At 72.1% G+C, this 25,574-nt stretch carries 18 protein-coding genes, 1 tRNA gene and 1 pseudogene; 2 read left to right on the forward strand and 18 right to left on the reverse strand.

What is annotated here, in order from left to right; genetic code table 11:
* Positions 1–87: 87 nt before the first annotated feature.
* Positions 88–420, forward strand: a pseudogene (locus ACFWV8_RS10930) (DUF317 domain-containing protein); the annotation flags it as partial.
* 89 nt (positions 421–509) lie between these two features.
* On the opposite strand, the gene ACFWV8_RS10935 reads toward ACFWV8_RS10930, so the two are convergent.
* From ACFWV8_RS10935 to ACFWV8_RS10985, 11 genes are all read right to left on the reverse strand, one after another.
* Positions 510–583: transfer RNA gene (locus ACFWV8_RS10935), tRNA-Thr, on the reverse strand.
* A 115-nt stretch (positions 584–698) separates the two neighbouring features.
* The gene (locus tag ACFWV8_RS10940; RefSeq protein ID WP_384199724.1) at positions 699–2,228 is read right to left on the reverse strand and encodes an alpha/beta hydrolase; all 1,530 of its coding nucleotides are present in this window, start codon (positions 2,226–2,228) and stop codon (positions 699–701) included.
* Between the two features lie 135 nt (positions 2,229–2,363).
* A complete protein-coding gene (locus ACFWV8_RS10945) occupies positions 2,364–3,569 on the reverse strand; it encodes a DNA polymerase III subunit delta' (protein WP_384199726.1) in 1,206 nt (401 codons plus the stop codon).
* Positions 3,570–3,772: 203 nt separating this feature from the next.
* Positions 3,773–7,051 (reverse strand): dTMP kinase, encoded by a 3,279-nt coding sequence (gene tmk, locus ACFWV8_RS10950; protein ID WP_384199728.1) that lies wholly within the window; start codon positions 7,049–7,051, stop codon positions 3,773–3,775.
* Between the two features lie 123 nt (positions 7,052–7,174).
* Positions 7,175–10,087, reverse strand: coding sequence for a type I DNA topoisomerase (gene topA / locus ACFWV8_RS10955; RefSeq protein ID WP_384199730.1), 2,913 nt, complete (start codon positions 10,085–10,087; stop codon positions 7,175–7,177).
* A gap of 406 nt (positions 10,088–10,493) precedes the next feature.
* A complete protein-coding gene (locus tag ACFWV8_RS10960) occupies positions 10,494–10,691 on the reverse strand; it encodes a hypothetical protein (protein WP_384199732.1) in 198 nt (65 codons plus the stop codon).
* 298 nt (positions 10,692–10,989) lie between these two features.
* The gene (locus ACFWV8_RS10965) at positions 10,990–12,570 is read right to left on the reverse strand and encodes a methyltransferase (RefSeq protein ID WP_384199734.1); all 1,581 of its coding nucleotides are present in this window, start codon (positions 12,568–12,570) and stop codon (positions 10,990–10,992) included.
* A gap of 172 nt (positions 12,571–12,742) precedes the next feature.
* Complete coding sequence (locus tag ACFWV8_RS10970; protein ID WP_384199736.1) at positions 12,743–13,354, reverse strand: small secreted protein; 612 nt, start codon at positions 13,352–13,354, stop codon at positions 12,743–12,745.
* Positions 13,355–13,593: 239 nt separating this feature from the next.
* On the reverse strand, positions 13,594–16,002 hold the full coding sequence (locus tag ACFWV8_RS10975; protein ID WP_384199738.1) for a sodium-translocating pyrophosphatase: 2,409 nt from the start codon (positions 16,000–16,002) through the stop codon (positions 13,594–13,596).
* Between the two features lie 305 nt (positions 16,003–16,307).
* Positions 16,308–16,772, reverse strand: coding sequence for an ATP-binding protein (locus ACFWV8_RS10980; protein WP_384199740.1), 465 nt, complete (start codon positions 16,770–16,772; stop codon positions 16,308–16,310).
* A 105-nt stretch (positions 16,773–16,877) separates the two neighbouring features.
* Positions 16,878–17,231, reverse strand: a complete 354-nt coding sequence (locus ACFWV8_RS10985; RefSeq protein WP_003967428.1) for an STAS domain-containing protein — start codon at positions 17,229–17,231, stop codon at positions 16,878–16,880.
* A gap of 80 nt (positions 17,232–17,311) precedes the next feature.
* Between ACFWV8_RS10985 and ACFWV8_RS10990 the strand changes: the two genes are divergently transcribed.
* The gene (locus ACFWV8_RS10990) at positions 17,312–19,843 is read left to right on the forward strand and encodes a DEAD/DEAH box helicase (protein WP_384199742.1); all 2,532 of its coding nucleotides are present in this window, start codon (positions 17,312–17,314) and stop codon (positions 19,841–19,843) included.
* Here the strand turns inward: ACFWV8_RS10990 and ACFWV8_RS10995 are convergent.
* The 7 genes from ACFWV8_RS10995 to ssd form a co-directional block, all read right to left on the reverse strand.
* Positions 19,840–20,256, reverse strand: a complete 417-nt coding sequence (locus ACFWV8_RS10995; RefSeq protein WP_384199744.1) for an Rv3654c family TadE-like protein — start codon at positions 20,254–20,256, stop codon at positions 19,840–19,842. The two genes, ACFWV8_RS10990 and ACFWV8_RS10995, sit on opposite strands and share 4 nt — an antisense overlap.
* A complete protein-coding gene (locus tag ACFWV8_RS11000) occupies positions 20,253–20,570 on the reverse strand; it encodes a TadE family type IV pilus minor pilin (RefSeq protein ID WP_384199746.1) in 318 nt (105 codons plus the stop codon). The genes ACFWV8_RS10995 and ACFWV8_RS11000 overlap by 4 nt, the downstream gene beginning before the upstream one ends.
* A 73-nt stretch (positions 20,571–20,643) precedes the next feature.
* Positions 20,644–20,922, reverse strand: a complete 279-nt coding sequence (locus tag ACFWV8_RS11005) for a DUF4244 domain-containing protein (protein WP_384199748.1) — start codon at positions 20,920–20,922, stop codon at positions 20,644–20,646.
* Positions 20,923–20,968: 46 nt separating this feature from the next.
* Positions 20,969–21,769, reverse strand: a complete 801-nt coding sequence (locus ACFWV8_RS11010) for a type II secretion system F family protein (RefSeq protein ID WP_384199750.1) — start codon at positions 21,767–21,769, stop codon at positions 20,969–20,971.
* The gene (locus ACFWV8_RS11015; RefSeq protein ID WP_384199854.1) at positions 21,766–22,692 is read right to left on the reverse strand and encodes a type II secretion system F family protein; all 927 of its coding nucleotides are present in this window, start codon (positions 22,690–22,692) and stop codon (positions 21,766–21,768) included. Before ACFWV8_RS11015 ends, ACFWV8_RS11010 begins: the two co-directional genes overlap by 4 nt.
* Before the next feature lie 23 nt (positions 22,693–22,715).
* A complete protein-coding gene (locus ACFWV8_RS11020) occupies positions 22,716–23,897 on the reverse strand; it encodes a TadA family conjugal transfer-associated ATPase (protein ID WP_384199752.1) in 1,182 nt (393 codons plus the stop codon).
* Complete coding sequence (gene ssd / locus ACFWV8_RS11025) at positions 23,894–25,009, reverse strand: septum site-determining protein Ssd (protein ID WP_384199754.1); 1,116 nt, start codon at positions 25,007–25,009, stop codon at positions 23,894–23,896. The genes ACFWV8_RS11020 and ssd overlap by 4 nt, the downstream gene beginning before the upstream one ends.
* Between the last annotated feature and the right edge of the window lie 565 nt (positions 25,010–25,574).

The following is a 25,574-nucleotide window of genomic DNA, read 5'->3' on the forward strand; positions in this document are numbered from 1 at the left end:
TCAGAATGCGGCGTGCCAACATGGCCCGATACCAAACCTCATTCGGGTGAAGCCCCCCGGTGTCGACGTCGTCGACTGGCCACCCGCGGCCGGCTGCGCGACATCGACCATCCCCGTTCCGGGGCGGTGGACCCGATGTTCACCACGTGCGTAAGCCTCGGTGAGGTGCCGCCGCTCATCCAGGATGGTGACCCGCGCGCCTTGACCGTGGTGGCAGACGAGGCGGGTCCGGCCGGGTGGCAGGCGTGGGCCGAACCCGCCCTTGGCGCACCGTACTTGTGGGCGGCGTCGTTCTCCGCCGGCGTGCCGCACGATCTCGTCGCGGCATTCGCCGCATCCCTTGCCTCTTCGGCTCCGGTCCTGCGCCGGGTGCTGCCCGAAAGCACCGAAGACTGGCTCCTTCGCGCTCCGGCCGAGTGACGGACAACGTCGTCCCCGCCGCGCGTTTCGGCATGCCCCGGGCATGAAAAAACCCCAGGTCACGGCGAGTGAGTCCTGAGGTTCTTCCGAGCCGCCTTCGGGATTCGAACCCGAGACCTACGCATTACGAGTGCGTTGCTCTGGCCAACTGAGCTAAGGCGGCAAGCTGCGGATTTGTTCTGTCCGCGCACGGTCAGGTTCGCATCAGCAGCGGGTGCGAGTCTACAGGGTTCTTGGGGGTGCCCCGAACCAGGGTTTGGCTGGGGAGGGGGGTGTGGTCAGCACTTCTTGCCGTTCTTCGGTGGGGTGCCTTCGACGAGGTAGGTGTTGATCGCCGTGTCCACGCAGTCGCTGCCCCGGCCGTACGCCGTGTGGCCGTCGCCGTCGTACGTCAGCAGGACGCCGGAGGAGAGCTGCTCGGCGAGCGACTGGGCCCATTTGTACGGGGTCGCCGGGTCGCGGGTGGTGCCGACCACCAGGATCGGGGGCGCGCCCTTCGCCTCGATGCGGTGTGGGGTGCCCGTCGCCTTCGTCGGCCAGTAGGCGCAGTTCAGGGAGGCCCAGGCGAGGCCCGTGCCGAAGACCGGGGATGCCTTCTTGAAGGAGGGCACCGCCGCGTCGACCTCGGTGGGTTCCTCGAAGGCCGGCGGGAGGTCCAGGCAGTTCACCGCGGCGTTGGCGAACATCAGGTTCGTGTAGGAGCCGTCGCCCTCGCGTTCGTAGTAGCTGTCGGCCAGGGCGAGGAGTCCGGAGCCGTCGTCGTCGTCAATCGCGCTGCTGAGGGATTCGCGGAGGCCGGGCCAGGCGGATTCGTCGTACATGGCGTTGATCACGCCCGTCGTGGCCAGGGACTCGCCCAGTTTGCGGGGCTCGCCGGTCGGGATCGGCTTCCTGTCGAGGGCCTTGAAGAAGGCCGTCAGACGGCGGCCCGCCTCCTCCGGCGACCCGGTGCCCAGGGGGCAGTCCGGGTGTTTGGCGCAGTCCTCGGCGAACGCCTGGAAGGCGGTCTCGAAGCCCGCCGTCTGGTCGCGGTTCAGTTCCTCCGCCGGAAGGGAGGGGTCCATCGCACCGTCGAGGACCAGGCGGCCGACGCGCCGGGGGAAGAGCTCGGCGTACGTGGCGCCGAGGAAGGTGCCGTACGAGGCCCCGACGTATGTCAGCTTCTCGTCGCGCAGGACGGCGCGGAAGATGTCCATGTCACGGGCGGCCTCGACGGTCGAGACGTGCGGCAGCAGCTCGGCCGACTGCTTCTCGCAGGACTCGGCGAGCTTCCTGAAGGACTCGGCCAGGAGGCTCCGCTCGGCCGGTTCGTCGGGGGTCTGGTCGACCTGGGTGTGGGCGTCCATCTCCTTGCCTGTGAGGCATTCGACGGGCGCGCTGCGGGCGACGCCGCGCGGGTCCATGGCCACCATGTCGTAGCGGTCGCGGACCGGGGCGGGGTAGCCGATGCCCGCGTACCCCTGGAGATAGTCGATGGCCGAGCCGCCGGGGCCGCCCGGGTTCACATGGAGGGAGCCGAGGCGCTCGCCGGGGCCGGTGGCCTTCTTGCGGGCGATGGCGAGTTTGATCTCGGTGCCGTTCGGCCGGTCGTAGTCGAGCGGCACCCTCAACGAGGCGCACTTGAACTCGGGAACGCCGCACCCGTGCCAGTCGATCTTCTGCCCGTAGTACTTCTTCAGCGCGGTCGGAGCCCCCGACTCCGGCGACGCCTCGCCCGATGACGAATCGTCGGACGTGCAGCCGGAGAGGAGCAGACCCGCTGCGGCGAGCCCGGCGGCCGAGAGACGGAGGAGGCGCCTGAAGTCCATTCGAGGAGCCTAGCCGCCGCGTGGTGGGTGTCGCTTTTCCCTGTCCGTACGGGTGACTCCTGCGAACAGGACGGCGTACAGGCCGACGCGGACCAGGCCAGACGCGGACCCGACGCGGACCAGGCTCGGTCCGGCTCAGCCCGCCCGCAGCGACACCGTCATCGCCTCCACCGCCAGCAGCGGTGCCACATTGCGGTCGAGCGCCTGGCGGCAGGCCGAGATCGCCTCTATCCGGCGCAGCGTCGCCTCCGGCGTCGATGCTCTCGCGATGCGGTCGAGCGCGTCCCGTACGTCGTCGTTGGCCAGTCCGATCCGCGAGCCGAACTGGATCGCCAGAACGTCCCGGTAGAAGCCCGTCAGGTCGGTGAGCGCCAGGTCGAGGCTGTCGCGCTGAGTACGGGTCGAACGGCGCTTCTGCCGGTCCGCCAGCTCCTTCATGACGCCCGCCGTACCGCGCGGCATCCGGCCGCCCGGCGAGGCCCCGAGCGCGGCCTTCATCTCCTCGGTCTCCTTGACGTCCACGCCCTCGGCGACCTCTTTGGAGTCCTCCCCCGCCGCGTCGATCAGTTCCTGGGCGGCCCGGAGGCAGCCGCCGATGTCCTCGACGCGCAGCGGGACCTTGAGGACGGTGGCCCGGCGCGCGCGGGCCCGTTCGTCCGTGGCAAGCCGGCGGGCGCGGCCGATGTGCCCCTGCGTGGCTCGCGCGGCTGCCGCCGCGGCTTCCGGCTCGATGCCGTCGCGTCTCACCAGGACGTCCGCGACAGCGTCCACCGGTGGCGTACGGAGCGTGAGATGGCGGCAGCGGGAGCGGATCGTGGGCAGGACGTCTTCCAGGGAGGGGGCGCAGAGCAGCCAGACCGTACGGGGCGCGGGCTCCTCGACGGCCTTCAGCAGCACGTTGCCCGCGCCCTCGGTGAGACGGTCCGCGTCTTCGAGGACGATGACCTGCCACCGGCCGACGGCCGGGGAGAGCTGGGCCCGGCGGACCAGCTCCCTGGTCTCCTTGACGCCGATGGAGAGCAGGTCGGTGCGGACCACCTCGACGTCGGCGTGCGTACCGATCAGACTCGTGTGGCAGCCGTCGCAGAACCCGCAGCCGGGCACACCGCCCAGCGCGCGGTCCGGGCTGGTGCACTGGAGGGCGGCGGCGAAGGCCCGCGCCGCGGTGGAACGGCCGGAGCCCGGCGGGCCGGTGAACAGCCACGCGTGCGTCATCTTCGTCGCCTCGGGCGGCGGGGTGCCCGAGGCCTCGGCGGTGACCCGGGCGTCCGCGTCACGGGCGGCGGCGGTGAGCGTGTCGGCGAGGCGCTCCTGCCCGACCAGGTCGTCCCATACGGTCATGCGCCGTCACCGCCTCCGAGTCGCGCGCCACGGCATCCGGACCGGGATCGGGACCGGATGCCGACTTTCGAGATCCATTGTGGGGGCAGGGTCTGACAATCCCGTCCCACCGGGGCGGAGGCCCACATTCCGGCCCACGGCCCCAGCACGCGGGCCGGCCCCCTGCCAACCGGCGCCCGAACGGCCCCCCACCGACCGGTCCCTCAGCGGCCACCCCGGCCGCGACCACCACGCGCCCCGCCGATGTCGTCGTCATCGTCACGCGGGCCGAGCAGTTCGTCGGCGAGCGTCGGAAGATCGTCCAGCGGAGTCTCCTCCGCCCAGTCCGAACGCCGCCGTGCCGGCCGCTCGGGATCGACCTGCGGCAGCTCCCGCGTCTGGTCGTTCCCGACCACCGGCGGCGCTGTGGCCGGTCCCTGCGCGTTGTCCCGGAAGTAGCCGGGCGGCACCCGGTCGCCCGGATGGGCGTCCCGTACGGGCGGCAGTACGGCCGTCTCGTCGACGGCCCGGTCCACCGCCCCCGAGGGGCCGGAGCCCGAGCCCGAAGCCCCGCCGGAACCCGACCGCCCCGATTCCTCCCCCGGGTCCGGAACCTTCGGGATCACCCGCGTCTCGTCGTTGTCCGCACCCGAGCCACCCGAGTCACCCGAGCGACCCGAATCACGCGAGTCACCCGAGTCGCCCCTGTCGCCCCTGTCGCCCGACCTGTCCCCGCCCGGCGGCGCGGGCACCTCCTGGGTGGCGTCGTCCGGGGTGACCACCGGCGTCGGCACCGTCAACTCGTTGTCCGACTCCGGACGTTCAGCCCCCGCGCCCCCCGCGCCCCCCGCGGCTCCGGCCTCCTCCGCCAGCCGCCGCGCCTCCTCGGCCCTCAGCAGCGCCTCCTCCGCCTTGCGCTGCTTCTCGCGCCGCCGCTCCTCCGCCTCGGCCCTGAGCCGGCTCTCCTCCTCGGCGAGCCGCCGCAGCCGCTCCTCCTCCGCCCGCCGCGTGGCGTCCTCCGCCTCGCGCCGTACGCGCTCCTCCTCGGCCAGCCTGCGCGCCTCCTCGGCCCGCTCCCTGGCCTCCATCGCCTGCCGGTCGGCCTCGCGCTGCCGCGCCTCCTCCAGCTCGCGGCGCTTGCGCTCCTCCTCCTCGGCGCGGAGCTTGGCGAGTTGCGCCTGCCGCTCGCGCTCCTGGCGCTCCTCCTCGGCCTTCCGCGCGGCCTCTTCCTCGGCCCGGCGCCGCGCCTCCTCGGCGGCGGCCTTCCGCGCCTCCTCCTGCGCCTTCACCTCGGCCGCCGACAGCGGCAGCATCTGGTCGAGCCGGTGCCTCACGACAGTGGTGACGGCCTCGGGCTCCTGCGCCCCGTCCACGACCAGATACCGGCCTGGGTCCGCCGCAGCGAGCGTGAGGAAGCCGTCCCGTACACGCTGATGGAATTCGGCCGGCTCGGACTCCAGCCGGTCCGGCGCCTCCGTGAAGCGCTCCCGCGCCGCCTCGGGCGAGACGTCGAGCAGCACCGTCAGATTCGGTACGAGACCGTCCGTGGCCCAGCGCGAGATACGGGCGATCTCGGTCGGCGCCAGATCGCGCCCGGCGCCCTGGTAGGCCACGGAGGAGTCGATGTAGCGGTCGGAGATGACGATCGCGCCGCGCTCCAGGGCGGGGCGTACGACCGAGTCGACGTGCTCCGCGCGGTCGGCGGCGTACAGCAGCGCCTCCGCGCGGTGCGACAGACCCGCGCTCGACACGTCCAGCAGGATCGACCGGAGGCGCTTGCCGACCGCCGTCGCGCCCGGCTCGCGCGTGACGACGACCTCGTGGCCCTTGGCGCGGATCCACGCGGCCAGCGCCTCGACCTGGGTGGACTTCCCGGCGCCGTCACCGCCCTCCACGGCGATGAAGAAGCCGTTCGCCGCCGGGGCCTGCGCCGGGTCGGCGCCGCCGCGCAGCGCGTCACCCAGATCACGCCGCAGCGGTACGCCCGACCGGTCGTCGGTCTTGGCGAGTACGACGGCGGCCACGGGCAGCAGCAGCGCGCCGACCAGCATCAGTGTGAAGGCCGCGCCGCCGTGCGCGAAGACGAAGTCCCCGGAGGCCAGCCGGTGCGGTCCGATCGCGGCGGCGAGTACGGGGGCCACCACGGCGCCGAGCGCCACGTAGACGCGGACAACGGCCTGGAGGTGTTCGGTGTGCCGGCCGTGCCGGTACTCCTCGGTCTCCTGGTCGATCAGCCCGTGACCGGTGGCGGCCGCGATCCCGGCGGACACACCGGCGAGCAGCGCGACGAACAGCACGGTCGCCGTGTCGGGCACGAGTCCCGTGACCAGCAGCGCGACACCGGTGAAGGCGATCGCCAGCGCGAACAGCCGACGCCGGGACAGCCCCGGCAGCACCTTCGCGGCGCCGCGGATACCGACCCCCACGCCGCCCGTCAGGGCGAGGATCAGGAGGGCGAAGGCGACGGGCCCGCCGCCCAGGTCCTTCGCGTGCAGTACGGAGACGGCGGCGGCGGACGCGACGGCGCCGGCCACGGCCGCGGCGGCGAACACCAGCAGCGGCACCGCGCCCGTACGGCCCTTGTCCGGACCCGTTCCGGTCGTCGGACGGCGCAGGCCTTCGAGCGGCGAGCGCGGGCGCGGGGTGGGGCCGCCGGGCAGCTCCAGCATGAACAGGGTCGACACGGAGGCGGCGAACAGTCCGGCCGCGACGTACGACCCGAGGGCCGCCTGGTGCAGTGAGAACCACTCGACGCCCGTACCGATCAGATTGCTGATCAGCGTGACGACGAGCAGCACGGCGGCGGCCACCGGGATCGCCACGAAGCTCGTGCGCAGCGAGAGCCTGCGCAGCGCGTCGAGACGGTCGGGCATCGGGCGTACGGCGTCGCCTTCCGGCGGCGGGGCCGGGAGCAGGGCGGGCGCCGCGCTCTCCTTGGCCACCGTCCAGAAGCGCTCGGCCACACCGGCGACGAAGACCGTACTGAGCAGGATCGGCAGCGCGTTCTCGGGGCTCCAGTCGAGCCAGAGCGGCGCGATGATGAGCAGCACGAGGCGTACGCCGTCGGCCCCGATCATCGTCCAGCGACGGTCCAGCGGACCGCCCTTGGCGCCGCTGCCTGCCTCGGCGCCGTCGCCCGCCCGTGCTCCGGACACGCGCGTCCCGGATCCGGGCGCGGTGAGCGCGGACAGCGGCCCGAGGAGTACGGCTCCGAAGAGCACTGTGGCAAGGATCCGGGCACCGAAGACCGCGGCGACGGCGAACGCCACTCCCCGGTATCCCGCCCCGAACGAGCCCTCGGCGACCGCCGCCTGCAACGACAGCAGCAGAAGCACGAGAAGGGCGAGTGCATCGCCGATGCCGCCCACGAGCTGTGCGCCCCACAGCCGCCGCAGCGGAGGGAATCGCAACAAAGCTCGTACGGCACGCTCTCGTGAGTCTGCGGCAAGTGCGTCGGAGTCGGAGGTGGGGCTCACGACCGTTGGCTGCTCGGCTCGCGTCATCCGCCCAGCCTATCCGGAGCCCGCCGGTGCCCGGAGGCCCGCCCGAACAAACAGCCGCCGCACGGACCTCCGGGCGATCCCCGTGGAGGCTCCGTGCGGCGGTCGCGCCGTTTCCGCGTCCTGCTACTCGTCGTCGCCGGCACCGGAGTTGGTGCCCGTTCCCGTGCCCGTTCCCGTACGGGACGACGCCGCCGACTTCTTCGCGGCCGTCGACTTCGCTGCGGTCTTCTTCGCCGCCGTCGTCGTCTTCTTGGCCGCGGTCTTCTTCGCCGTCGCCGTCTTCTTGGCGGGAGCCTTCTTGGCGGTGGCCTTCTTCGCAGGGGCCTTCTTCGCCGTCTTCTTCTTGGCGGGTCCCTTGGCGCGCTTCTCGGCGAGCAGCTCGTAACCGCGCTCCGGCGTGATCTCCTCGACGCTGTCGTCCGTCCGCAGCGTCGCGTTCGTCTCGCCGTCGGTGACGTACGCCCCGAAGCGGCCGTCCTTCACGACGACCGGGCTCCCGCTCACCGGGTCCGTCCCGAGCTCCTTCAAAGGAGGCTTCGCCGCGGCCCGGCCCCGCTGCTTGGGCTGGGCGTAGATCGCCAGCGCCTCCTCCAGCGTGATGTCGAAGAGCTGCTCCTCGCGGGTCAGCGAGCGCGAGTCGGTGCCCTTCTTGAGATACGGGCCGTAACGGCCGTTCTGCGCGGTGATCTCGACGCCCTCGGCGTCCGTACCGACCACACGCGGCAGCGACATCAGCTTGAGCGCGTCCGCCAGCGTCACCGTGTCCAGCGACATCGACTTGAACAGCGAGGCGGTCTGCGGCTTGACGGCGTTCTTCCCGGTCTTCGGGGTGCCCTCGGGCAGGACCTCGGTCACGTACGGGCCGTAACGCCCGGCCCTGGCCACGATCTGATGCCCGCTGCGCGGATCCACACCGAGCTCGAAGTCGCCGCTCGGCTTGGCCAGCAGCTCTTCCGCGTACTCAAGCGTCAGCTCGTCGGGCGCCAGGTCCTCGGGCACGTCGGCCCGCTGATGGCCCTCCGCGTCCTTCTCGCCGCGCTCGACGTACGGCCCGTAGCGGCCGACGCGCAGCATGATGCCGTCGCCGATCGGGAAGGACGAGATCTCGCGGGCGTCGATGGCGCCGAGGTCCGTGACGAGCTCCTTGAGCCCGCCCAGATGGTCCCCGTCGCCGTTGCCCGCCGCGGCTGCGCCTGCGGCGGCCGCGCCCTCCGAGTCGTCACCGGCACCCGTACCAGTACCGGTACCGAAGTAGAACCGCTTCAGCCACGGCACGGACTGCGCCTCGCCCCGCGCGATGCGGTCGAGATCGTCCTCCATCCGCGCGGTGAAGTCGTAGTCGACGAGTCGGCCGAAGTGCGTCTCCAGCAGGTTCACCACGGCGAAGGAGAGGAACGACGGGACCAGCGCCGTGCCCTTCTTGAAGACGTAGCCGCGGTCGAGGATCGTGCCGATGATCGACGCGTACGTCGACGGGCGGCCGATCTCGCGCTCTTCCAACTCCTTGACCAGCGACGCTTCGGTGTAGCGAGCCGGCGGCTTGGTGGCGTGGCCGTCGACGCTGATCTCTTCAGCGGAGAGGGGGTCGCCCTCGGCGACCTGCGGCAGCCGTCGCTCGCGGTCGTCCAGCTCGGCGTTCGGGTCGTCGGCGCCTTCTACATAGGCCTTCATGAAGCCGTGGAAGGTGATCGTCTTGCCGGACGCGGAGAACTCGGCGTCCCGGCCGTCGCTCGACGCGCCCGCGATCTTGACGGTGACGCTGTTGCCGACCGCGTCCTTCATCTGGGAGGCGACCGTCCGCTTCCAGATCAGCTCGTAGAGCCGGAACTGATCGCCGGTCAGGCCCGTCTCGGCGGGCGTACGGAAGCGGTCCCCGGAGGGGCGGATCGCCTCGTGCGCCTCCTGCGCGTTCTTGACCTTGTTGGCGTACGTACGCGGCTTGTCGGGCAGATAGCTCGCCCCGTACAGCTGTGTGACCTGTGCGCGGGCCGCGGAGATCGCGGTGTCCGAGAGGGTCGTGGAGTCCGTACGCATATAGGTGATGAAGCCGTTCTCGTACAGCTTCTGGGCGACCTGCATGGTGGCCTTCGCGCCGAAGCCGAGCTTGCGCGAGGCCTCCTGCTGGAGCGTCGTCGTACGGAAGGGGCCGGCCGGGGAGCGGCGGTACGGCTTGGACTCGACCGAGCGTACGGAGAACGCCGTCTCCCGGAGGGCCACGGCGAGGGCGTTGGCGTTGGCCTCGTCCAGATGCAGCACCTGGTCGGACTTGAGCCGGCCGTCCGGGCCGAAGTCACGGCCCTGGGCGACCCTGCGGCCGTCGACGGACACGAGCCTGGCGACCAGCGACGACGGGTCGGAGGCGTCGCCCGCACGGCCGGTGCCGAACGTGCCGGTCAGGTCCCAGTACTCGGCGGAGCGGAACGCGATGCGCTCCCGTTCGCGCTCGACGACGAGCCGGGTGGCGACGGACTGGACACGGCCCGCGGACAGGCCGCGCATGACCTTCTTCCAGAGGACCGGCGAGACCTCGTAGCCGTACAGCCGGTCGAGGATCCGGCGCGTCTCCTGCGCGTCCACCATCAGTTTGTTGAGCTGGCGGGGGTTGGCGACGGCAGCCCTGATCGCTTCCTTGGTGATCTCGTGGAAGACCATCCGGTGGACCGGGACCTTGGGCTTGAGGACTTCCTGGAGATGCCACGCGATGGCTTCGCCCTCGCGGTCCTCATCGGTGGCGAGGAAGAGTTCATCGGAATCGGCCAGCAGCTCCTTGAGCTTTCTGACCTGGGACTTCTTGTCGGCGTTGACGACATAGATCGGCTGGAAGTCGTGTTCGACGTCCACACCGAGGCGGCGCACCTCGCCGGTGTACTTCTCGGGCACCTCGGCGGCGCCGTTCGGGAGGTCGCGGATGTGCCCGACGCTCGCCTCGACGACATAGCCGGGGCCGAGGTAGCCCTTGATCGTCTTCGCCTTGACAGACGACTCGACGATGACGAGTCGGCGGCCGGCGTGTCCGGTCTCGCTGGTCGGGGACAACTTCGCTCTTCTCTCCGGTCGGCACTCGATGGCCCGTACCGCCTTACGCGGTACGGCAGTGCGGCAGCGCGGGGCAGGACTTGCCCCGCTATGACGCTGCTTCGCTGCGGAGTGTGACGGTACAACCCGCCCCCGTGTCAAACGGCGAAAGACCGCAACGGCCACTCGAACGGTAACCCGAGTCCGTACGTTTCTGCCGCCCGGACCCAGGTGCCCGCCGCGCCGGAGGGCCCGCGAGCGCCGTACGGAGCGGGTGGCCGGCGGGCCGGGGAAAGGGCTTCGCCGCAGGTCCCGGGGGTCGGCGGCGGGCACGTTCCGGGCAGGATTCCGGCGTGATCGGGCGTCGTACGACCGGTCGGGCGCGCCGGACCCCTAGGCCGCCGGGCCGTCTTTCAGGGGGCGGGGATCAGATCCGGCCGAAGCACCAGACGCCGAGGGCGAGGAACGACACGCCCGCGAGCGTCGCCAGCGTGATGGAAGTCGCAGGGCTGACACCGTGCGCCACGGGGGCGCGGTGCGCCACACGCGCACCCGTCCACAGCAGCAGCGCGGCTCCGAACAGCGCGAACGCCGCCCCCGCGAAGATCGCCGGCCCGCTCTCCATGCCCTACCCCGTTCGATTCCCGGAACCGCGCGGCTCCGCAGGCCGAGGCTGGCACCTCGGTGCGTCATTGGCGCGAATTCCGCGTGAACGGCGTGGGGGGTTCACTCGCGCGGCGTCCGCCGGGTGCCGGTACGCGGAGTGTCGGCACACCGGGTGCCGGTACGCGGGCGGCGCCCGGCGCGCGCCGTACGGGTCGGGCCCCGGCACCCGCCAACCGCAGCCGTACGGTCTCCGTCGCGTGGGCCACCGGAAATACGCCCACCCCATCAGGCGCCCTGCCCACCAGGCGCCCGACCCCTCAGGCCGCGGGCGCCGCCACCGGCAGCAGGAAGCCCTCCTCCACCAGCAGCCGGATCGCCTGCGGCGTCCGGTCGCGCAGCAGCACCGGATCCTCCCCCATGAGCTGGGCGATCGCGTCCAGGATCCGCCCCGCGCTCAGCGAGCCGTCGCAGACCCCGGTGAAGCCCGCGGCGACCGTGTCCACCTTCGTCGCCCGGCGCATCCCGCGGTTCTGGCGCAGCACCACATGCTCGGGGTCCTCCGCGCCGGGCAGCCCGACCTGCTCCTGGACGACCTCGGGGGCGAGCGCGAAATGGGCGGTGAGCAACGCGGCGTCGTCGTGCGTGCGCAGATAGTCCTGCCGCTCGAAGTGGGCCCGTACGGTCTCGCCGAGCGGCTGCTCCACCGGGTGCGGCCACTCCTCCACGACCACCGACGGCAGCTCGTGCCCCGACTTCCTGAGGGTGATCCAGCCGAAGCCGACGGCCTTGGTCTTCCGCGCGTCGAACTCGTCCAGCCAGGCCTCGTACCGCGCCTCGTACGCCCCCGGGTCCGCCCGGTGGTCGCCGCTGTCGCGCAGCCAGAGCTCCGCGTACTGCGTCACGTCCTGCACCTCGCGCTGCACGATCCAGGCGTCGCAGCCGCGCGGCACCCAGGACCGCAGCCGGTCCTGCCACTCCTCGCCCTCCACGTGCTGCCAGTTGGCGAGGAAGTGCGCGTACCCCCCGTCGGCGAGGCGGTCGCCCGTCTCCTGGACGAGCGTCCGGCACAGGTCGTCGCCGCCCATACCGCCGTCGCGGTAGGTGAGCCGGGCGCCGGGGGAGATCACGAAGGGCGGGTTCGACACGATCAGGTCGTACGTCTCGCCGTCGACCGGCCCGAACAGCGACCCCTCGCGCAGGTGGGCCGCGGGCGCCCCGGACAGGGCGAGGGTCAGCCGGGCGAACCGGAGCGCGCGCGGGTTGAGGTCGGTGGCGGTGACCCTGGTGGCGTGCCGCGCCGCGTGCAGGGCCTGGATGCCGGATCCGGTGCCGACGTCGAGGGCCTTGGCGACCGGTGTACGGACGGTGAGTCCGGCGAGCGTCGTGGAGGCCCCGCCGACGCCGAGGACCACACCCTCGCCGTGGCCGGTAGCCCCGGAGGCGCCGCCGACGGAACAGCCGAGGTCGGAGACGATGAACCAGTCCTCTCCTTCGGGGCCGCCGTACGGCCGCACGTCCACGGTGGCCCTCACGAACGCGCCGTCTTCCTCGCCGCTCGTACCGCCTTCCGTGGCGGCTGCCCCGTCGGCCCCCGTGCCGCCGCCCGCGCCGCTGTTCTCTACGACCCAGCCGTCGGCCAGGCACTCCGCCAGCGGCAGCGCCGCGCGGGCACGGTCGGCCGGGACCGCCCGCTGGAGCAGGAAAAGTCTGACGAGCGTTTCGAGCGGGCTGGCGCCACGGGTGGCCCGCAGGGCGGGCACGGTCTCGCTGCGGGCCAGCGCGGCGTACGCGGGCGCGCCGAGCAGGTCCAGCAGGCCGTCGACGGTGAAGCCGGCGGCGAGCAGGGCCTCGCGCAGTCGGGGCGAGTTGTCGGGCGCGGGAAGGCTGGTCGTACTCACCTGTCCATTGTGGCGGCTGCCACTGACAAACGCCCGCGGCCCGGCCCCCCGAATGGGGTGCCGGGCCGCGCGATTCACGTCCGGGAGCGATACCGCGATGCCTACGTACGACGGGTCGTTCTTCTGACCGCCGGGCACACTTCTGACGAATCGGCAGAAGGCCGGGCGCACCTCAGGAGGACTGTCCGGCGGACGATTCCGCCGAGTCCCCGCCCGATCCGCCCTCGGCGGGCGCGGACGTCTTCGGCCGCTGGCAGCCGGGCTGCTCGGCCATCGCCGCTCCGACGTCACCGGACTGAAGCTTCCGCAGCGCCTGGTCACCGCTCTTGCTGAGCTTGTCCAGCTCGTCGGCGACGCCCTTGAGACCGTCCGCGAACTTCGCCTGGTCCTTGGTGTCGAGGTCGTCGACCTTGGTCTTGAGCCCCGCGTACGCCGTGGCCGTGGCGTTGAGCTCGCTGACGGCCTCCTTCTGGGTCGTCTCGCCGTCCTTGACGGGCGGGGCGCCCGCCGAGTTCACGGCCGCGCCCAGCGCCTTGTAGGCGTCCGAGATGGACTGGAAGGCCGCCGCGTCGGTCTTCTTGACGTCGGCGGGGGTGCTGCTGTCCGAGGTCGCCTGCTGGATCGACGCGTTGGCGTTGGCGATCTTCGTCAGCTGCGGCTGGACCTGGTCACAGACCTTCTTGGACCAGTCATTCACCTTGCTGCCGCTGTCGTCGCTGCACCCCGACAGCGCTATGAGCAGTACCGAACCGCCGGACAGCGCGGCTGCGAGCTTCTTGTTCACCGGATTGGGTCCCTTCCAAGGCTCTCGGCCCCGGAACATACACGCCAAGTGGGCGACTACCGCACGCCCGATGTCCGATAAATACGCTCTTGATGCCATTTGGGCCAAGAGAGAGAACACTCACGCCGCCGCCCTCCCGGACAGGCGGAACGGGCGGGAGACGCGTCAAAGCGCGCCGCCCGCCCGCCAGTTGGGCCACCATCTCGCCGTAGCGGGTACGAGGTGGTCACCCAGCGTGTCTACGAAGCCACCGCCGGATCCGGCGACTTGGTCGTCCCGTCGCCGGATCCGCCTCCGTCGCCGCCCCCGTCGTCGACGGTGACCGAGCGCCGCTTGGAGACGTACACCGCTCCGACGATCACGCCGATCGCGAGAACCGCCACCACCGCGCGTACCCCGGCGCTGGCGTCGTCCCCGTAACTGAACTGCACCACCGCCGGAGCGATCAGCAGCGCCACCAGGTTCATGACCTTCAGCAGCGGGTTTATCGCCGGTCCCGCCGTGTCCTTGAACGGGTCGCCGACCGTGTCACCGATCACGGTCGCGGCGTGGGCGTCGCTGCCCTTGCCGCCGTGGTGACCGTCCTCGACGAGCTTCTTGGCGTTGTCCCACGCCCCGCCGGAGTTCGCGAGGAAGACGGCCATCAGCGTGCCGGTGCCGATCGCGCCGGCCAGGAACGAGCCGAGCGCGCCGACGCCGAGCGAGAAGCCGACCGCGATCGGGGTGAGTACGGCGAGCAGACCCGGCGTCGCCAGCTCCCGCAACGCGTCCTTCGTACAGATGTCGACGACGCGTCCGTACTCCGGCTTCTCCGTGTAGTCCATGATCCCGGGGCGCTCGCGGAACTGCCGCCGCACCTCGTAGACCACCGAACCCGCCGACCGCGACACGGCGTTGATCGCCAGCCCCGAGAAGAGGAACACGACCGCCGCGCCGAGGATCAGCCCGACCAGGTTGTTGGGCTGCGAGATGTCCAGACTCAAGCCCATCTCGCCGGCCTTCGCCCCCACGTCCGAGACGGCCGTGGCGATGGCGTCACGGTACGAGCCGAAGAGCGCCGCCGCCGCCAGTACGGCGGTCGCGATGGCGATGCCCTTGGTGATGGCTTTCGTGGTGTTGCCCACGGCGTCGAGGTCGGTGAGCACCTGCGCGCCCGCGCCCTCGACGTCCCCGGACATCTCGGCGATGCCCTGGGCGTTGTCGGAGACGGGCCCGAAGGTGTCCATGGCGACGATGACACCGACAGTGGTGAGCAGCCCCGTACCGGCCAGCGCCACCGCGAAGAGGGCGAGCATTATCGACGTACCACCGAGCAGGAACGCCCCGTACACACCGAGGCCGATCAGCAGCGCGGTGTAGACGGCGGACTCCAGGCCTACGGCCACACCGGCCAGGACGACGGTGGCCGGCCCGGTGAGCGCCGATTTGCCGATGTCGCGCACCGGGCGCCGGTTGGTCTCGGTGAAGTAGCCCGTGAGCTGCTGGATGAGCGCCGCGAGGACGATACCGATGGCGACGGCGACCAGGGCGAACGTCCTCGGGTCACCGGGGTGCGAGGTGATCTCATCGGCCGTCACACCGTCCAACTCCGCGTACGTGGACGGCAGATACGTGTACGCCGCCACGGCCACCAGGGCCAGCGAGATCACCGCGGAGATGAAGAAGCCGCGGTTGATCGCGGACATCCCGCTGCGGTCGGAGGCCCGCGGCGCGACCGCGAAGATGCCGATCATCGCCGTGATGACGCCGATCGCGGGGACGATCAGCGGGAATCCGAGCCCGAAGTTGCCGAACGCGGCCGTGCCGAGGATGAGCGCGGCGACGAGCGTCACGGCGTACGACTCGAAGAGGTCGGCCGCCATACCGGCGCAGTCGCCCACGTTGTCGCCGACGTTGTCGGCGATGGTCGCCGCGTTGCGCGGGTCGTCCTCGGGGATGCCCTGCTCGACCTTGCCGACGAGGTCGGCGCCGACGTCCGCGGCCTTGGTGAAGATGCCGCCGCCGACACGCATGAACATCGCGATCAGCGCGGCGCCGAGCCCGAAGCCCTCCAGCACCTTGGGCGCGTCCTCGGCGTAGACGAGGACGACGCAGGAGGCGCCCAGCAGGCCGAGGCCCACCGTGAACATGCCGACCACACCACCGGTGCGGAAAGCGATCTTCATTGCCTTGTGCGCGACGGCGGTCAGGTCCTTTTCCGGTTCTCCCTCCGCCGGTGTCGCCTCTCGCGCGGCCGCGGCGACGCGCACATTGCTGCGTACGGCGAGGCGCATGCCGAAGTATCCGGTGGCCGCCGAGAAAAGCGCGCCCACCAGGAAGAACAGTGAACGTCCCGCGCGTTCCGCCCAACCGTCGGCCGGCAGCAACAACAGCAGGAAGAACACCACGACGGCGAAAACGCCGAGGGTGCGCAACTGCCGTGCCAGATAGGCATTCGCGCCTTCCTGTACAGCCGCCGCGATCTCCTTCATGGAATCGGTGCCCTCGTCGGCCGCCAGCACCTGACGGACCAGCCGCTGGGCGACGAGCAGCGCCGCCAGCGCGATGACCGCGACGACGATCACGATCAGTCTGTTGCCGTCCGTGAGTATCGCGGCAGCGAGAGAAGTGGGGTGCTCGGACAGTTGTGGATCGATGTGCCCCGCCATTCGTCCTCCTTGACGCTCAGCGCTCAAGATGGACGGATTGTAGGGAGCGGAAGCTGATCAAAACAGAGTGCGCCGCGTGTAATTGACCTTGACTTACGGTGTCGCAAATGGTCGGACCTTGAAACGCACTCCGAAATGCGTAATGGGATAAGCGCATTGACCGGTGATCAATTTCCCCGGAGAAATAGAAAAGACCCTGCTCAGCAGGGCCTCAAAGAAATTGGATCACGCGCTTGCGGCCGACCCGGCGGCGAGCCGCCCCGGACGGGCCGGCAGCCCGCCCCGGAGCGTACGCACACGCGTCTTCAGGGAAGCGCGACCGCCGAGGCGGTCGGCCAGCTCATCCGGATGACGCCGCCGTGATCGTCGGAGGTCACTTCCACGTCGTCGACGAGACCGCTGATGACCGCGAGGCCCATCTCGTCCTCGCCGTCGCCGCTGTCGGCCTCGTAGAGATCGCCCGCGGGGACGGACCCGCCGGAGACCGGCACGTCCTCGGCCGCGGCGGCGGTGCCCGGGGCGGGCACCCCGTCACCGACCTCGATGGAGAAGACCTTCTCCTCCTCGTTCAGCACGACGCGCACGGGCGCGGTCAGGCCGTAGGTGCGGTGCAGATTGACCGCGCGGCTGCACGCCTCACCGACGGCGAGCCTGACCTCGTCCAACACTGCTTCGTCGACACCGGCCCGGCGCGCCACGGCAGCCGCCACCAGACGGGCCGTCCTGACGTGCTCGGGCTGGGCGCTGAAGCGGAGTTCAACGGTGGCCATGCGATCCCCCTCAGACGTACGAGCGTGCGAAAACTGGGGCGCGGGCGGCCCCGGGCATGACGCCCGGTGCCCCCTGCCCTTCCTTCCGAAAGTCTCCGGCCGGCCTCAGTCGGTGGCGGCGACGGCCTCGTCGACCGTGGTGTGAATGGGGAACACCTTGGTCAGGCCAGTGATCCGGAAGATCTTGAGAATGCGCTCCTGGTTGCAGACCAGACGCAGCGAGCCCTCGTGGGCACGCACACGCTTGAGTCCGCCCACGAGCACGCCGAGACCGGTCGAGTCGAGGAAGTCCACACCCTCCATGTCGACGACCAGGTGGTAGCTGCCGTCGTTCACCAACTCGACCAACTGCTCGCGCAGCTTGGGCGCGGTATACACATCAATCTCGCCACCGACCTCGACGACCGTACGGTCGCCACCGGGGCCGGACACATTGCGAGTCGACAGGGACAGGTCCACGGATCCTCCAGCACCTTGCAATCGAGCGGTCGCCCCTCGGGTCTCTCCCGACGGAGCCAGGGGGCGTATCGCCAGCCGCGATGGCATTCAATCACTTACCGGCATCCATGCACGACGCCTTAGGACCATTGTCCGCCACGCCAGTGACACACTCGGTGCCGATGGCCACGAATCACGGTCCTGGCAGGCCGCCCGAGAGCGGGGACTCCCGCCCTTCCCCCAGTACGGTCCTGGACCGGCTCACCGCGGGGCCGGGCCGTGCTGCGCGCATCACCCATACGGAGCACTTGCCCCCGCGTGCGGGCCGCCATGCCGTCTGGCCCGACCGCATCCGGCCAGAAGTGATCAACGCCATTCAGCTGGCCGGGGTCGACCACCCGTGGGCCCACCAGGCCACGGCCGCCGAGCACGCCCTGGACGGCGAATCCGTCGTGATCGCCACCGGCACGGCGTCCGGCAAGTCCCTCGCGTACCTCGCGCCGGTGCTCACCGCGCTCCTGGACGGCTCCGAGGCACCGAACGGCCGGGGCACGACCGCCCTGTACCTCTCGCCCACGAAGGCGCTCGCGGCCGACCAGCGCCGCGCGGTGAAGGCGCTCGCCGCACCGCTCGGCAACGGCGTGCGCCCCGCCGTGTACGACGGCGACACGCCCGTCGAAGAGCGCGAATGGGTCCGCCAGTACGCCAACTACGTGCTCACCAACCCCGACATGCTGCACCGCGGGATACTCCCGGCGCACCCCCGCTGGTCCTCCTTCCTGCGCGCCCTGCGCTACGTCGTCATCGACGAGTGCCACACCTACCGCGGTGTCTTCGGCTCCCACGTCGCCCAGGTCCTGCGCCGGCTGCGGCGCGTCTGCGCCCGCTACGGCTCCGAACCCGTCTTCCTCCTCGCCTCGGCCACCGCCGCCGAGCCCGCGCGGGCCGCCGGGCGGCTCACCGGCCTGCCGGTCCAGGAGGTGTCCGACGACGCCTCGCCGCGCGGCGAGGCGGTCTTCGCCCTCTGGGAGCCGCCTCTCACCGAATTCCACGGCGAGAAGGGCGCGCCGGTCCGTCGTACCGCCACGGCCGAGACGGCCGACCTCCTGACCGACCTGACCCTTCAGGGGGTCCGTTCGGTCGCTTTCGTACGGTCCCGGCGTGGCGCCGAACTGGTCTCCGTCATCGCCCAGGAACGCCTCGCCGAGGTCGACCACTCCCTCGTGAAACGCGTCGCCGCCTACCGGGGCGGCTATCTCGCCGAGGAACGCCGAGCCCTGGAACGCGCCCTGCACTCCGGCGAGCTTCTCGGCCTCGCCGCCACCACCGCCCTGGAGCTGGGCATCGACGTCTCCGGTCTCGACGCCGTCGTCATCGCCGGCTATCCGGGCACCCGCGCCTCCCTGTGGCAGCAGGCGGGCCGCGCCGGGCGGGCCGGGCGTGGCGCGCTGGCCATCCTGGTCGCCAGGGACGATCCGCTGGACACGTTCCTCGTCCACCACCCCGAGGCGCTGTTCCAGCAGCCCGTCGAGTCCACCGTGCTCGACCCGGACAACCCGTACGTCCTCGCCCCCCATCTGTGCGCCGCCGCGGCCGAACTGCCGCTCACCGAAGCCGATCTGGAACTCTTCGGCCCCGCCGTGCCCGAGCTTCTGCCACAGCTCGTCGAAGCCGGTCTGCTGCGGCGGCGCGCCACCGGCTGGTACTGGACGCGCCGCGAGCGGGCCGCCGATCTCGCCGACATCCGGGGCGAGGGCAGCCGGCCGGTCCAGATCGTCGAGGCGAACACCGGCAGGCTGCTGGGCACCGTCGACGAACCGGCCTCCCACACCGCCGTGCACGACGGCGCCGTCCATCTCCACCAGGGGCGCACCTATCTGGTGAAGCGGCTGGACCTGGCGGACTCGGTCGCGCTCGTCGAGGAGGCCAGCCCGCCCTACTCCACGACCGCGCGCGACACCACCGCCATCTCCGTCCTCGAAACCGACACGGAGATCCCTTGGGGCGGCGGGCGCCTCTGTTACGGCTCCGTCGAGGTCACCAACCAGGTCGTCTCCTTCCTCCGCCGCCGGCTCATCACCGGCGAGGTCCTGGGGGAGAGCAAGCTCGATCTGCCTCCCCGCACCCTGCGCACCCGGGCCGTCTGGTGGACGGTCACCGAGGACCAGCTCGACGCCGCCCGGGTGAACCCGGAGCAACTGGGCGGCGCCCTGCACGCCGCCGAACACGCGTCCATCGGGATGCTCCCGCTGTTCGCGACCTGCGACCGCCGGGACATCGGCGGCGTGTCCGTACCGCTCCACCCGGACACGCTGCTGCCGACGGTCTTCGTGTACGACGGCCACCCGGGTGGCGCGGGCTTCGCGGAACGCGCCTTCCACACGGCGCGCGAGTGGCTCACCGCCACCCGCGAGGCCATCGCCTCCTGCGAGTGCGAGGCGGGCTGCCCGTCCTGCATCCAGTCCCCGAAGTGCGGCAACGGCAACGAGCCCCTGCACAAACGCGCGGCGGTACGACTCCTGACCGAACTCCTGCGCTCGGCACCGACATCGACGGACCTGCCGGACCCGATGGAACCGGCGGACGTGCCGGGCCCACGGGAGGCCGAGGCCGGAGCCGAGGTCACGGGCTAGGGCGGGCGCGCCGCGAGCCAGACGGGACTTTGCGGGCCCGCCCGAGGGCGGGCCGGTCCCACGGCAGGCGCGGGTGCCGTCCGTGCGTCCGGTGGGCCCGCGCGGGACCTGGCCGTCGGGGTGTACGGGCCGAAGCCCGCCCGCGCGGTCACGTCGGCGATCTCACCGGCCAGCGCGCACCGCACCACCTCCGCGCCCTGCGCCCCCGCCACCTCGGCGGCCCGCGCGCAGGCCGCCTCCGCTCCCCGCAGCGCGTGTCCGGCCGCCGCCAGCGCCGCCAGGTCCGCCGCCGAGCCCGCGCGGTGTCTGGCCACGACCGCCTGCCCCATGGCGAGGACCACGGCGAACACCGCACACAGCGCCGTCGTGGCCATGGCGGCCCACACCGTCGCCGACCCGCGATCCCGGCTCATGGCACCGCTCCGCCCGGCGATGTGTCCTCCGCCGGTGCCACCGCTTCCGCGGCGAGCGTCAGCGCGATGCCGTGCGGTCCCGGGGTCGGGGCCTCCACCCGCACCCGCCACAGGTCGTCCGACCTCCCCAGCGTGACCCGGGCACCCTCCGGGGCGGCCGAGCGCGCGGCTTCCACCGCCGCCGCCCGGGGCTCGGACCGGGCCGCCGCCCGAGCCCCCGCCCTGGCGGCGTCCACGCACTGGATCTGCGCGGAGGCCGCCGTCAGGGCCCACAGCAACGCCGCGACGAACACCACCAGTGCCGGAACCGCCACGGCCGCCTCCGCCGTCACCGACCCCCGGTCGCCGCCCGCCCCGGATGTCCGGGAGCCACCGGCCCTCACGGACTCAGAACTTCGCATCGAGGGCATTCCCGATGACCGATTCCAGAGCGCCGGCGACGGTCCCGCTCGTGACCACCTTGTAGAGCACCGCGGCGAAGCCGCACGCGGCGAGAGTCCCCATCGCGTACTCGGCGCTCGCCATCCCCGAGTCCGCCCGCACGGCGGTACGGAACCGCGAACCGCTGCCCACCCGGAGCCTGCTCCGGTGCAGTCGGCTCACCCTGCTCGCCGCCTCCACCACACGCCACACCTGCCATCCCGGCAGTCCCACCCGCATCTTCATGTCAACCTCCCGTTGGATCAGCACAGTTGAAGTCGTTCGAAGCGGCTCAGTTGCCGCGCAGCAGCCCGGTCGCCAGGCCGATCACCACCGGGGCCACTCCCACCGCCAGAAAGGCGGGCAGGAAGCACAGCCCCACCGGAGCGGTGATCAGCACCTGGGCCCGTCCGGCGCGGGCCGCGGCCTGCCGGGCGCGCTCCGCCCTGAGGTCGTCGGCCACCCGGGAGACCGCCTCCGCCGCCGGAGCCCCCGTGGACCCGGCCCGCTCCAGACAGCGGGCCAGCTCGGCGGCGCCCGGTATCTCGCCGAACCGCCCCCACGTCCCAACCGGTTCACCCCCGAGCCGCAGGGCCGCCGCCGTACTCACCAACCGGTCGCCCAGCGGCCCGCCCAGCGATTCCCCCACCGCCTCCGCCGCCTCGCGCGGACCGGCTCCGGCCGAGACACAGGCAGCCAGCAGATCGGCGGCGAGCGGCAACTGCCGCGCGGCCTCACCCAGATCGTCCGTCGCCGCGCCCGCGGCCGGCTTCTGCGTACGCAGCCATCGCCGGACGCCGTACGCCCCCGCGAGCCCCACCGCCAGCCCGGCCGCCCCGCCGATCAGGACCCAGCCGAGGCACAAGACCCCCAGCGGCGGGCCCGACCGCCGGAGCCACGCTCCGTACTCCGGCCGCGGGCCGCGCCTCGTCGGCGGCACCTCCATGGCCAGCAACGCAGCCATCCGCCCGCACGCGGCTCGTTCGCGCCGCCACCCCGACCATGCGAGGACCACGGACACCACCGCCGCCACCAACGAGGCGGTCACCCACAGGCTGTGGACGAAGTCGCCTTCCACGAGCGGCCCGTTCATGACGCACCCCCGCCCGCACTCGTACTCGCGCCGGCGCTCCCGCCCCGCACGAGGCGCCCGGCCCACCAGAAACCCATCGCCTCCAGCAGCCCGCCCACCGCCAGACAGCCCAGACCGGCAGGGGTGTGCAGCAGCACCCACATCGGGTCCGCGCCCATGGCCCAGCCCATCGCCAGGCCCACCACGGGCAGGAGCGCCAGCACCACGACCGTGGACCACGCGCCGGTCAACTGGGCCCGCATGGACTCCCGTTGATCCCGCTGCGCCCGTAAAGCCGCGCGCAGCCGGTCGAGTCCGGCGGCCAGTCCCGCGCCACCGTCCACCGCGACCCGCCAGCAGGCCGCGACCCCGACGAGCCCTTCCGCACCCGGTTGCCCGGCCGCCTTTCGCAGGGCCCCGGGGACGTCGCCGCCGAAGCGGGCAGCCGCGACCACCAGGGCGAGTTCCGGACCGCTCAGGTCACCACCGACGGTCCGGACCGCTGCCGTCAGCCCCTCCGCCGGCTGCGCTCCCGCCCTCAACTCCCCCACGAGCACGTCGCACAGGCCCCGTACGGCCTCCTCGCGCCGCTCCGCACAGCGTCGCCTTTCCCCGGCCCTCAGCCGCCGCCCCACGAGCGGCACGGCCGCCGCGCCCGCGACGAGAGGCAGCACCGACTCACCCCAGAGAGCGAGCGCCGCCGCGACGGGCAGACAGAGCCACTCCTTCCCGAGCCCGGCCAGCCGATCGCGGACGGCCTTCGCGACGCGCTGCCAGGTCGGTGCCGCGTTCCACCTCACCGCCGGACCTGTCGCGTTCGCGCGCCCACCGCCGCCGGTGAGGCCGAACAGCGACTCCGCCCGCCGCGACGCCCGCCCCCGGTCCAGTTGCTCCCAGACCGCCAGCACCGCGCACAAGGCCGCGCAGAGGACAGCCCACGCCATCGCGGCCGGGAACGGCGTAGCCGTCACAACGCAACCCCGATCAGCGCGCGCAGCCTCGGCCAGCCCCGTTCGTACGCGAACCCCTCCGCGGCCCAGCGCAGCGCGGGTACCGTCACCACCAGCCCCGCCGCGTCACGCTCCAGCACATGCACCTCGGCGATACGACGCCTCCCGGCCCGGTCCCGTACGAGATGGATCACCACCGACAGCGCCGCCGCCAACTGGCTGTGCAGAGCGGCCCGGTTGAGGCCGGCGGCCGTTCCGAGCGCCTCCAGGCGCGCTGGGACATCGGCGGCGGTGTTCGCGTGAACCGTCCCGCAGCCTCCCTCGTGGCCCGTGTTCAAAGCCGCGAGGAGTTCGGTCACCTCCGCGCCTCGCACCTCCCCGACCACCAACCGGTCGGGCCTCATCCGCAGTGCCTGGCGCACCAGGTCCCGCAGGGTCACCTCGCCCGCTCCTTCCTGGTTCGCGGGCCGCGCCTCCAGGCGCACCACGTGCGGGTGGTCGGGCCTCAACTCCGCCGAGTCCTCGGCCAGTACGATCCGCTCGCGCTCCCCCACCAGCCCGAGCATGGCCGAAAGGAGCGTTGTCTTCCCCGAGCCCGTGCCGCCGCTGATCAGGAACGACACCCGTGCCTCGATCAGCGCCCGCAGCAGCCCCTCGCCACCTGGCGGCAGTGTCCCGGCGGTGGTCAGTTCGGCCGGGGAGAAGGCCCGGTGACGGACGACCCGCAGCGACAAATACGCCGATCCGACGGCGACCGGGGGCAGCACCGCGTGCATGCGTGTCCCGTCGGGAAGCCGCGCGTCCACCCAGGGGCGCGCGTCGTCCAGCCGCCTGCCCGCCACCGCGGCAAGCCGCTGCGCCAGCCTCCGTACGGCCGAGGCGTCCGCGAACGACACACCCGTCAGCTCCAGCCCGCCACCCCGGTCCACCCAGACCCGGTCGGGCGCCGAGACCAGCACATCGGTCACGGAGGGATCGGCCAGCAGGGGCTCCAGCGGACCCGTCCCGACCAGTTCGCACCTCAACTCCTCGGCGGCGCCGAGCACTTCCGCGTCCCCCAGAAGCCTTCCCTGGGCCCGCAGAGCCGCCGCCACGCGCGCGGGGGTCGGCTCGGCCCCGCTCTCCGCCAGACGCTGCCGTACGGCGTCAAGGAGCGCTCCGCCGACCTGCGCGCCCCTCGCCCGCGCCACGGCGCTCACGCGGTCACGCTCCCGTCCCCGGCGCCCGCGAGCGCCCGCTCCCAGAAGGCGGCGCAGAACCGCGCCAGCGGACCGCGCTCGCTCGCCCCTGGCGGCGCCCCGCCCTCCCCGGCGGCCAACAGGCCAGGCTCGGCGGGAAGTTCACCCACGAGCGGCAGCCGCAGCGCGTCCGCCACCCACCTGTCGTTCAGCCCCGTCGCGTACGGCCCACGGACGACCGCCCGCAGGTCCGGCAGGACCATGCCCACCAGCGACGCGACCCTGCTCGCGGCGGCGACGGCCCGCAGCTCCCCCGGCACCACCAAGAGGCCGACGTCCAACTGCGCCAGCGCCTCCGCCCCGGCCTCGTCGATCCGGCGCGGGAGATCCACGACCACGACGCCGCCCCTCCTGCGGGCCGCCGCGAGGACGGACCGCATGGCCTCCGGCCGGACGAGGACGGAATCCCCGCGGTCCCAGCTCAGCAGGCGCAGATCGTGCAGCCGGGGCAGCGACTCCTCCAGCGCGCCCCCCGCCACCCGCCCCTTGGACGCGGCGAAATCCGGCCACCGGCGGCCCTCGGCCCGCTCGCCGCCGAGCAGCACGTCGAGCCCACCACCGAGCGGGTCGCCGTCGATGAGCATGGTGCGCTGCCCTTGGCGGGCCGCCGTGACGGCGAGGGCGCAGGCCAGCGTCGAAGCGCCTGCTCCGCCCCGGCCGCCGATCACCCCGACGGTCAGGGCCTGCCGCCCCACCCCTTCGACGACGTCGGCGATCCGGTCGACGAGCCAGCTCTCGGCGTCGGGCAGGCGCAGCACACAGTCGGCGCCGATCTCGACGGCCCGCCGCCATACGTCCGGGTCGTCCTGGTCCCGCCCGACGAGCAGAACCCCTTGGCGGCGGGTCGCGGACCGGCACCGGACCGCCGCGTCGTCCCCCACCAGCACCAGCGGCGCGGACTCCCAGCCGCCCCGGCGCTCGGGCACCGAGTGGTGCACCTCCGCCTCGGCGCCCGCGGCGGCGCACAGCCGCAGGAGATCGTCGAGCAGGTCGGCGTCCTCGGTCACGATCAGCGGTCCGGTCCGGCGCTCTTCGGCGACCGGCGAGCGCTCGGACGTCATGAATCCAGCCATTCTCTCCACCCCCTATTACCGTGATCCCGGATCAACTTCCGCGGTCACCACCGAAGGCGCTCACCCACACCATCCGGGGACACCTGAAGGGCATCCGCTCAGTGGGCTCTCAGCGATCTCGGAGTGATCCGGCATCTGCGATTCCGGCTACCGCGAACTTTCGCGGCGGGAAATCACCCTGCATCGCGCGGAAAAAACGTGTGGATCTTGCTCAAAAACTGTGGATAACTCACCGGTTGTGAATATCTCCGTAGCTCATACCGGTGACTTCCCAGAGCACCCTGGCAACTACGCACAGTGACGGGTAGAGTACGAATCAGACCCACGCACGCGAAGCACCAGGAGAGGAGCGGGTGTGGAGAGAGCGGAGGCACGAGCCTCAGAAACGCGTCCGGACATGCGACGACCCCCGCCGGGGGGGGAGAGCGGGGGTCGTCCCCCAGACCGACTCGGGGGGGGGAGGAGCCGGACCGGGTGAGCACGGTCGCGAACGATCCGTGACTTCCATGGTGTACCCGAGAGCCTTCTCAGGCAAACCCACGCGCCGTACCTTACGCCGAATGGT

The sequence above is a fragment of the Streptomyces sp. NPDC058665 genome (genome assembly GCF_042714995.1).
Classification (GTDB): domain Bacteria; phylum Actinomycetota; class Actinomycetes; order Streptomycetales; family Streptomycetaceae; genus Streptomyces.

Bases quoted from the DNA above. Each gene is read 5' to 3' on its own strand.
- ACFWV8_RS10940 (WP_384199724.1), bottom strand. From the start codon at position 2,228: ATGGACTTCAGGCGCCTCCTCCGTCTCTCGGCCGCCGGGCTCGCCGCA.
- ACFWV8_RS10945 (WP_384199726.1), bottom strand. From the start codon at position 3,569: ATGACCGTATGGGACGACCTGGTCGGGCAGGAGCGCCTCGCCGACACG.
- tmk (WP_384199728.1), bottom strand. From the start codon at position 7,051: ATGACGCGAGCCGAGCAGCCAACGGTCGTGAGCCCCACCTCCGACTCC.
- ACFWV8_RS10960 (WP_384199732.1), bottom strand. From the start codon at position 10,691: ATGGAGAGCGGGCCGGCGATCTTCGCGGGGGCGGCGTTCGCGCTGTTC.
- ACFWV8_RS10975 (WP_384199738.1), bottom strand. From the start codon at position 16,002: ATGGCGGGGCACATCGATCCACAACTGTCCGAGCACCCCACTTCTCTC.
- ACFWV8_RS10980 (WP_384199740.1), bottom strand. From the start codon at position 16,772: ATGGCCACCGTTGAACTCCGCTTCAGCGCCCAGCCCGAGCACGTCAGG.
- ACFWV8_RS10990 (WP_384199742.1), top strand. From the start codon at position 17,312: ATGGCATTCAATCACTTACCGGCATCCATGCACGACGCCTTAGGACCA.
- ACFWV8_RS10995 (WP_384199744.1), bottom strand. From the start codon at position 20,256: ATGAGCCGGGATCGCGGGTCGGCGACGGTGTGGGCCGCCATGGCCACG.
- ACFWV8_RS11005 (WP_384199748.1), bottom strand. From the start codon at position 20,922: ATGAAGATGCGGGTGGGACTGCCGGGATGGCAGGTGTGGCGTGTGGTG.
- ACFWV8_RS11010 (WP_384199750.1), bottom strand. From the start codon at position 21,769: ATGAACGGGCCGCTCGTGGAAGGCGACTTCGTCCACAGCCTGTGGGTG.
- ACFWV8_RS11015 (WP_384199854.1), bottom strand. From the start codon at position 22,692: ATGGCGTGGGCTGTCCTCTGCGCGGCCTTGTGCGCGGTGCTGGCGGTC.
- ssd (WP_384199754.1), bottom strand. From the start codon at position 25,009: ATGGCTGGATTCATGACGTCCGAGCGCTCGCCGGTCGCCGAAGAGCGC.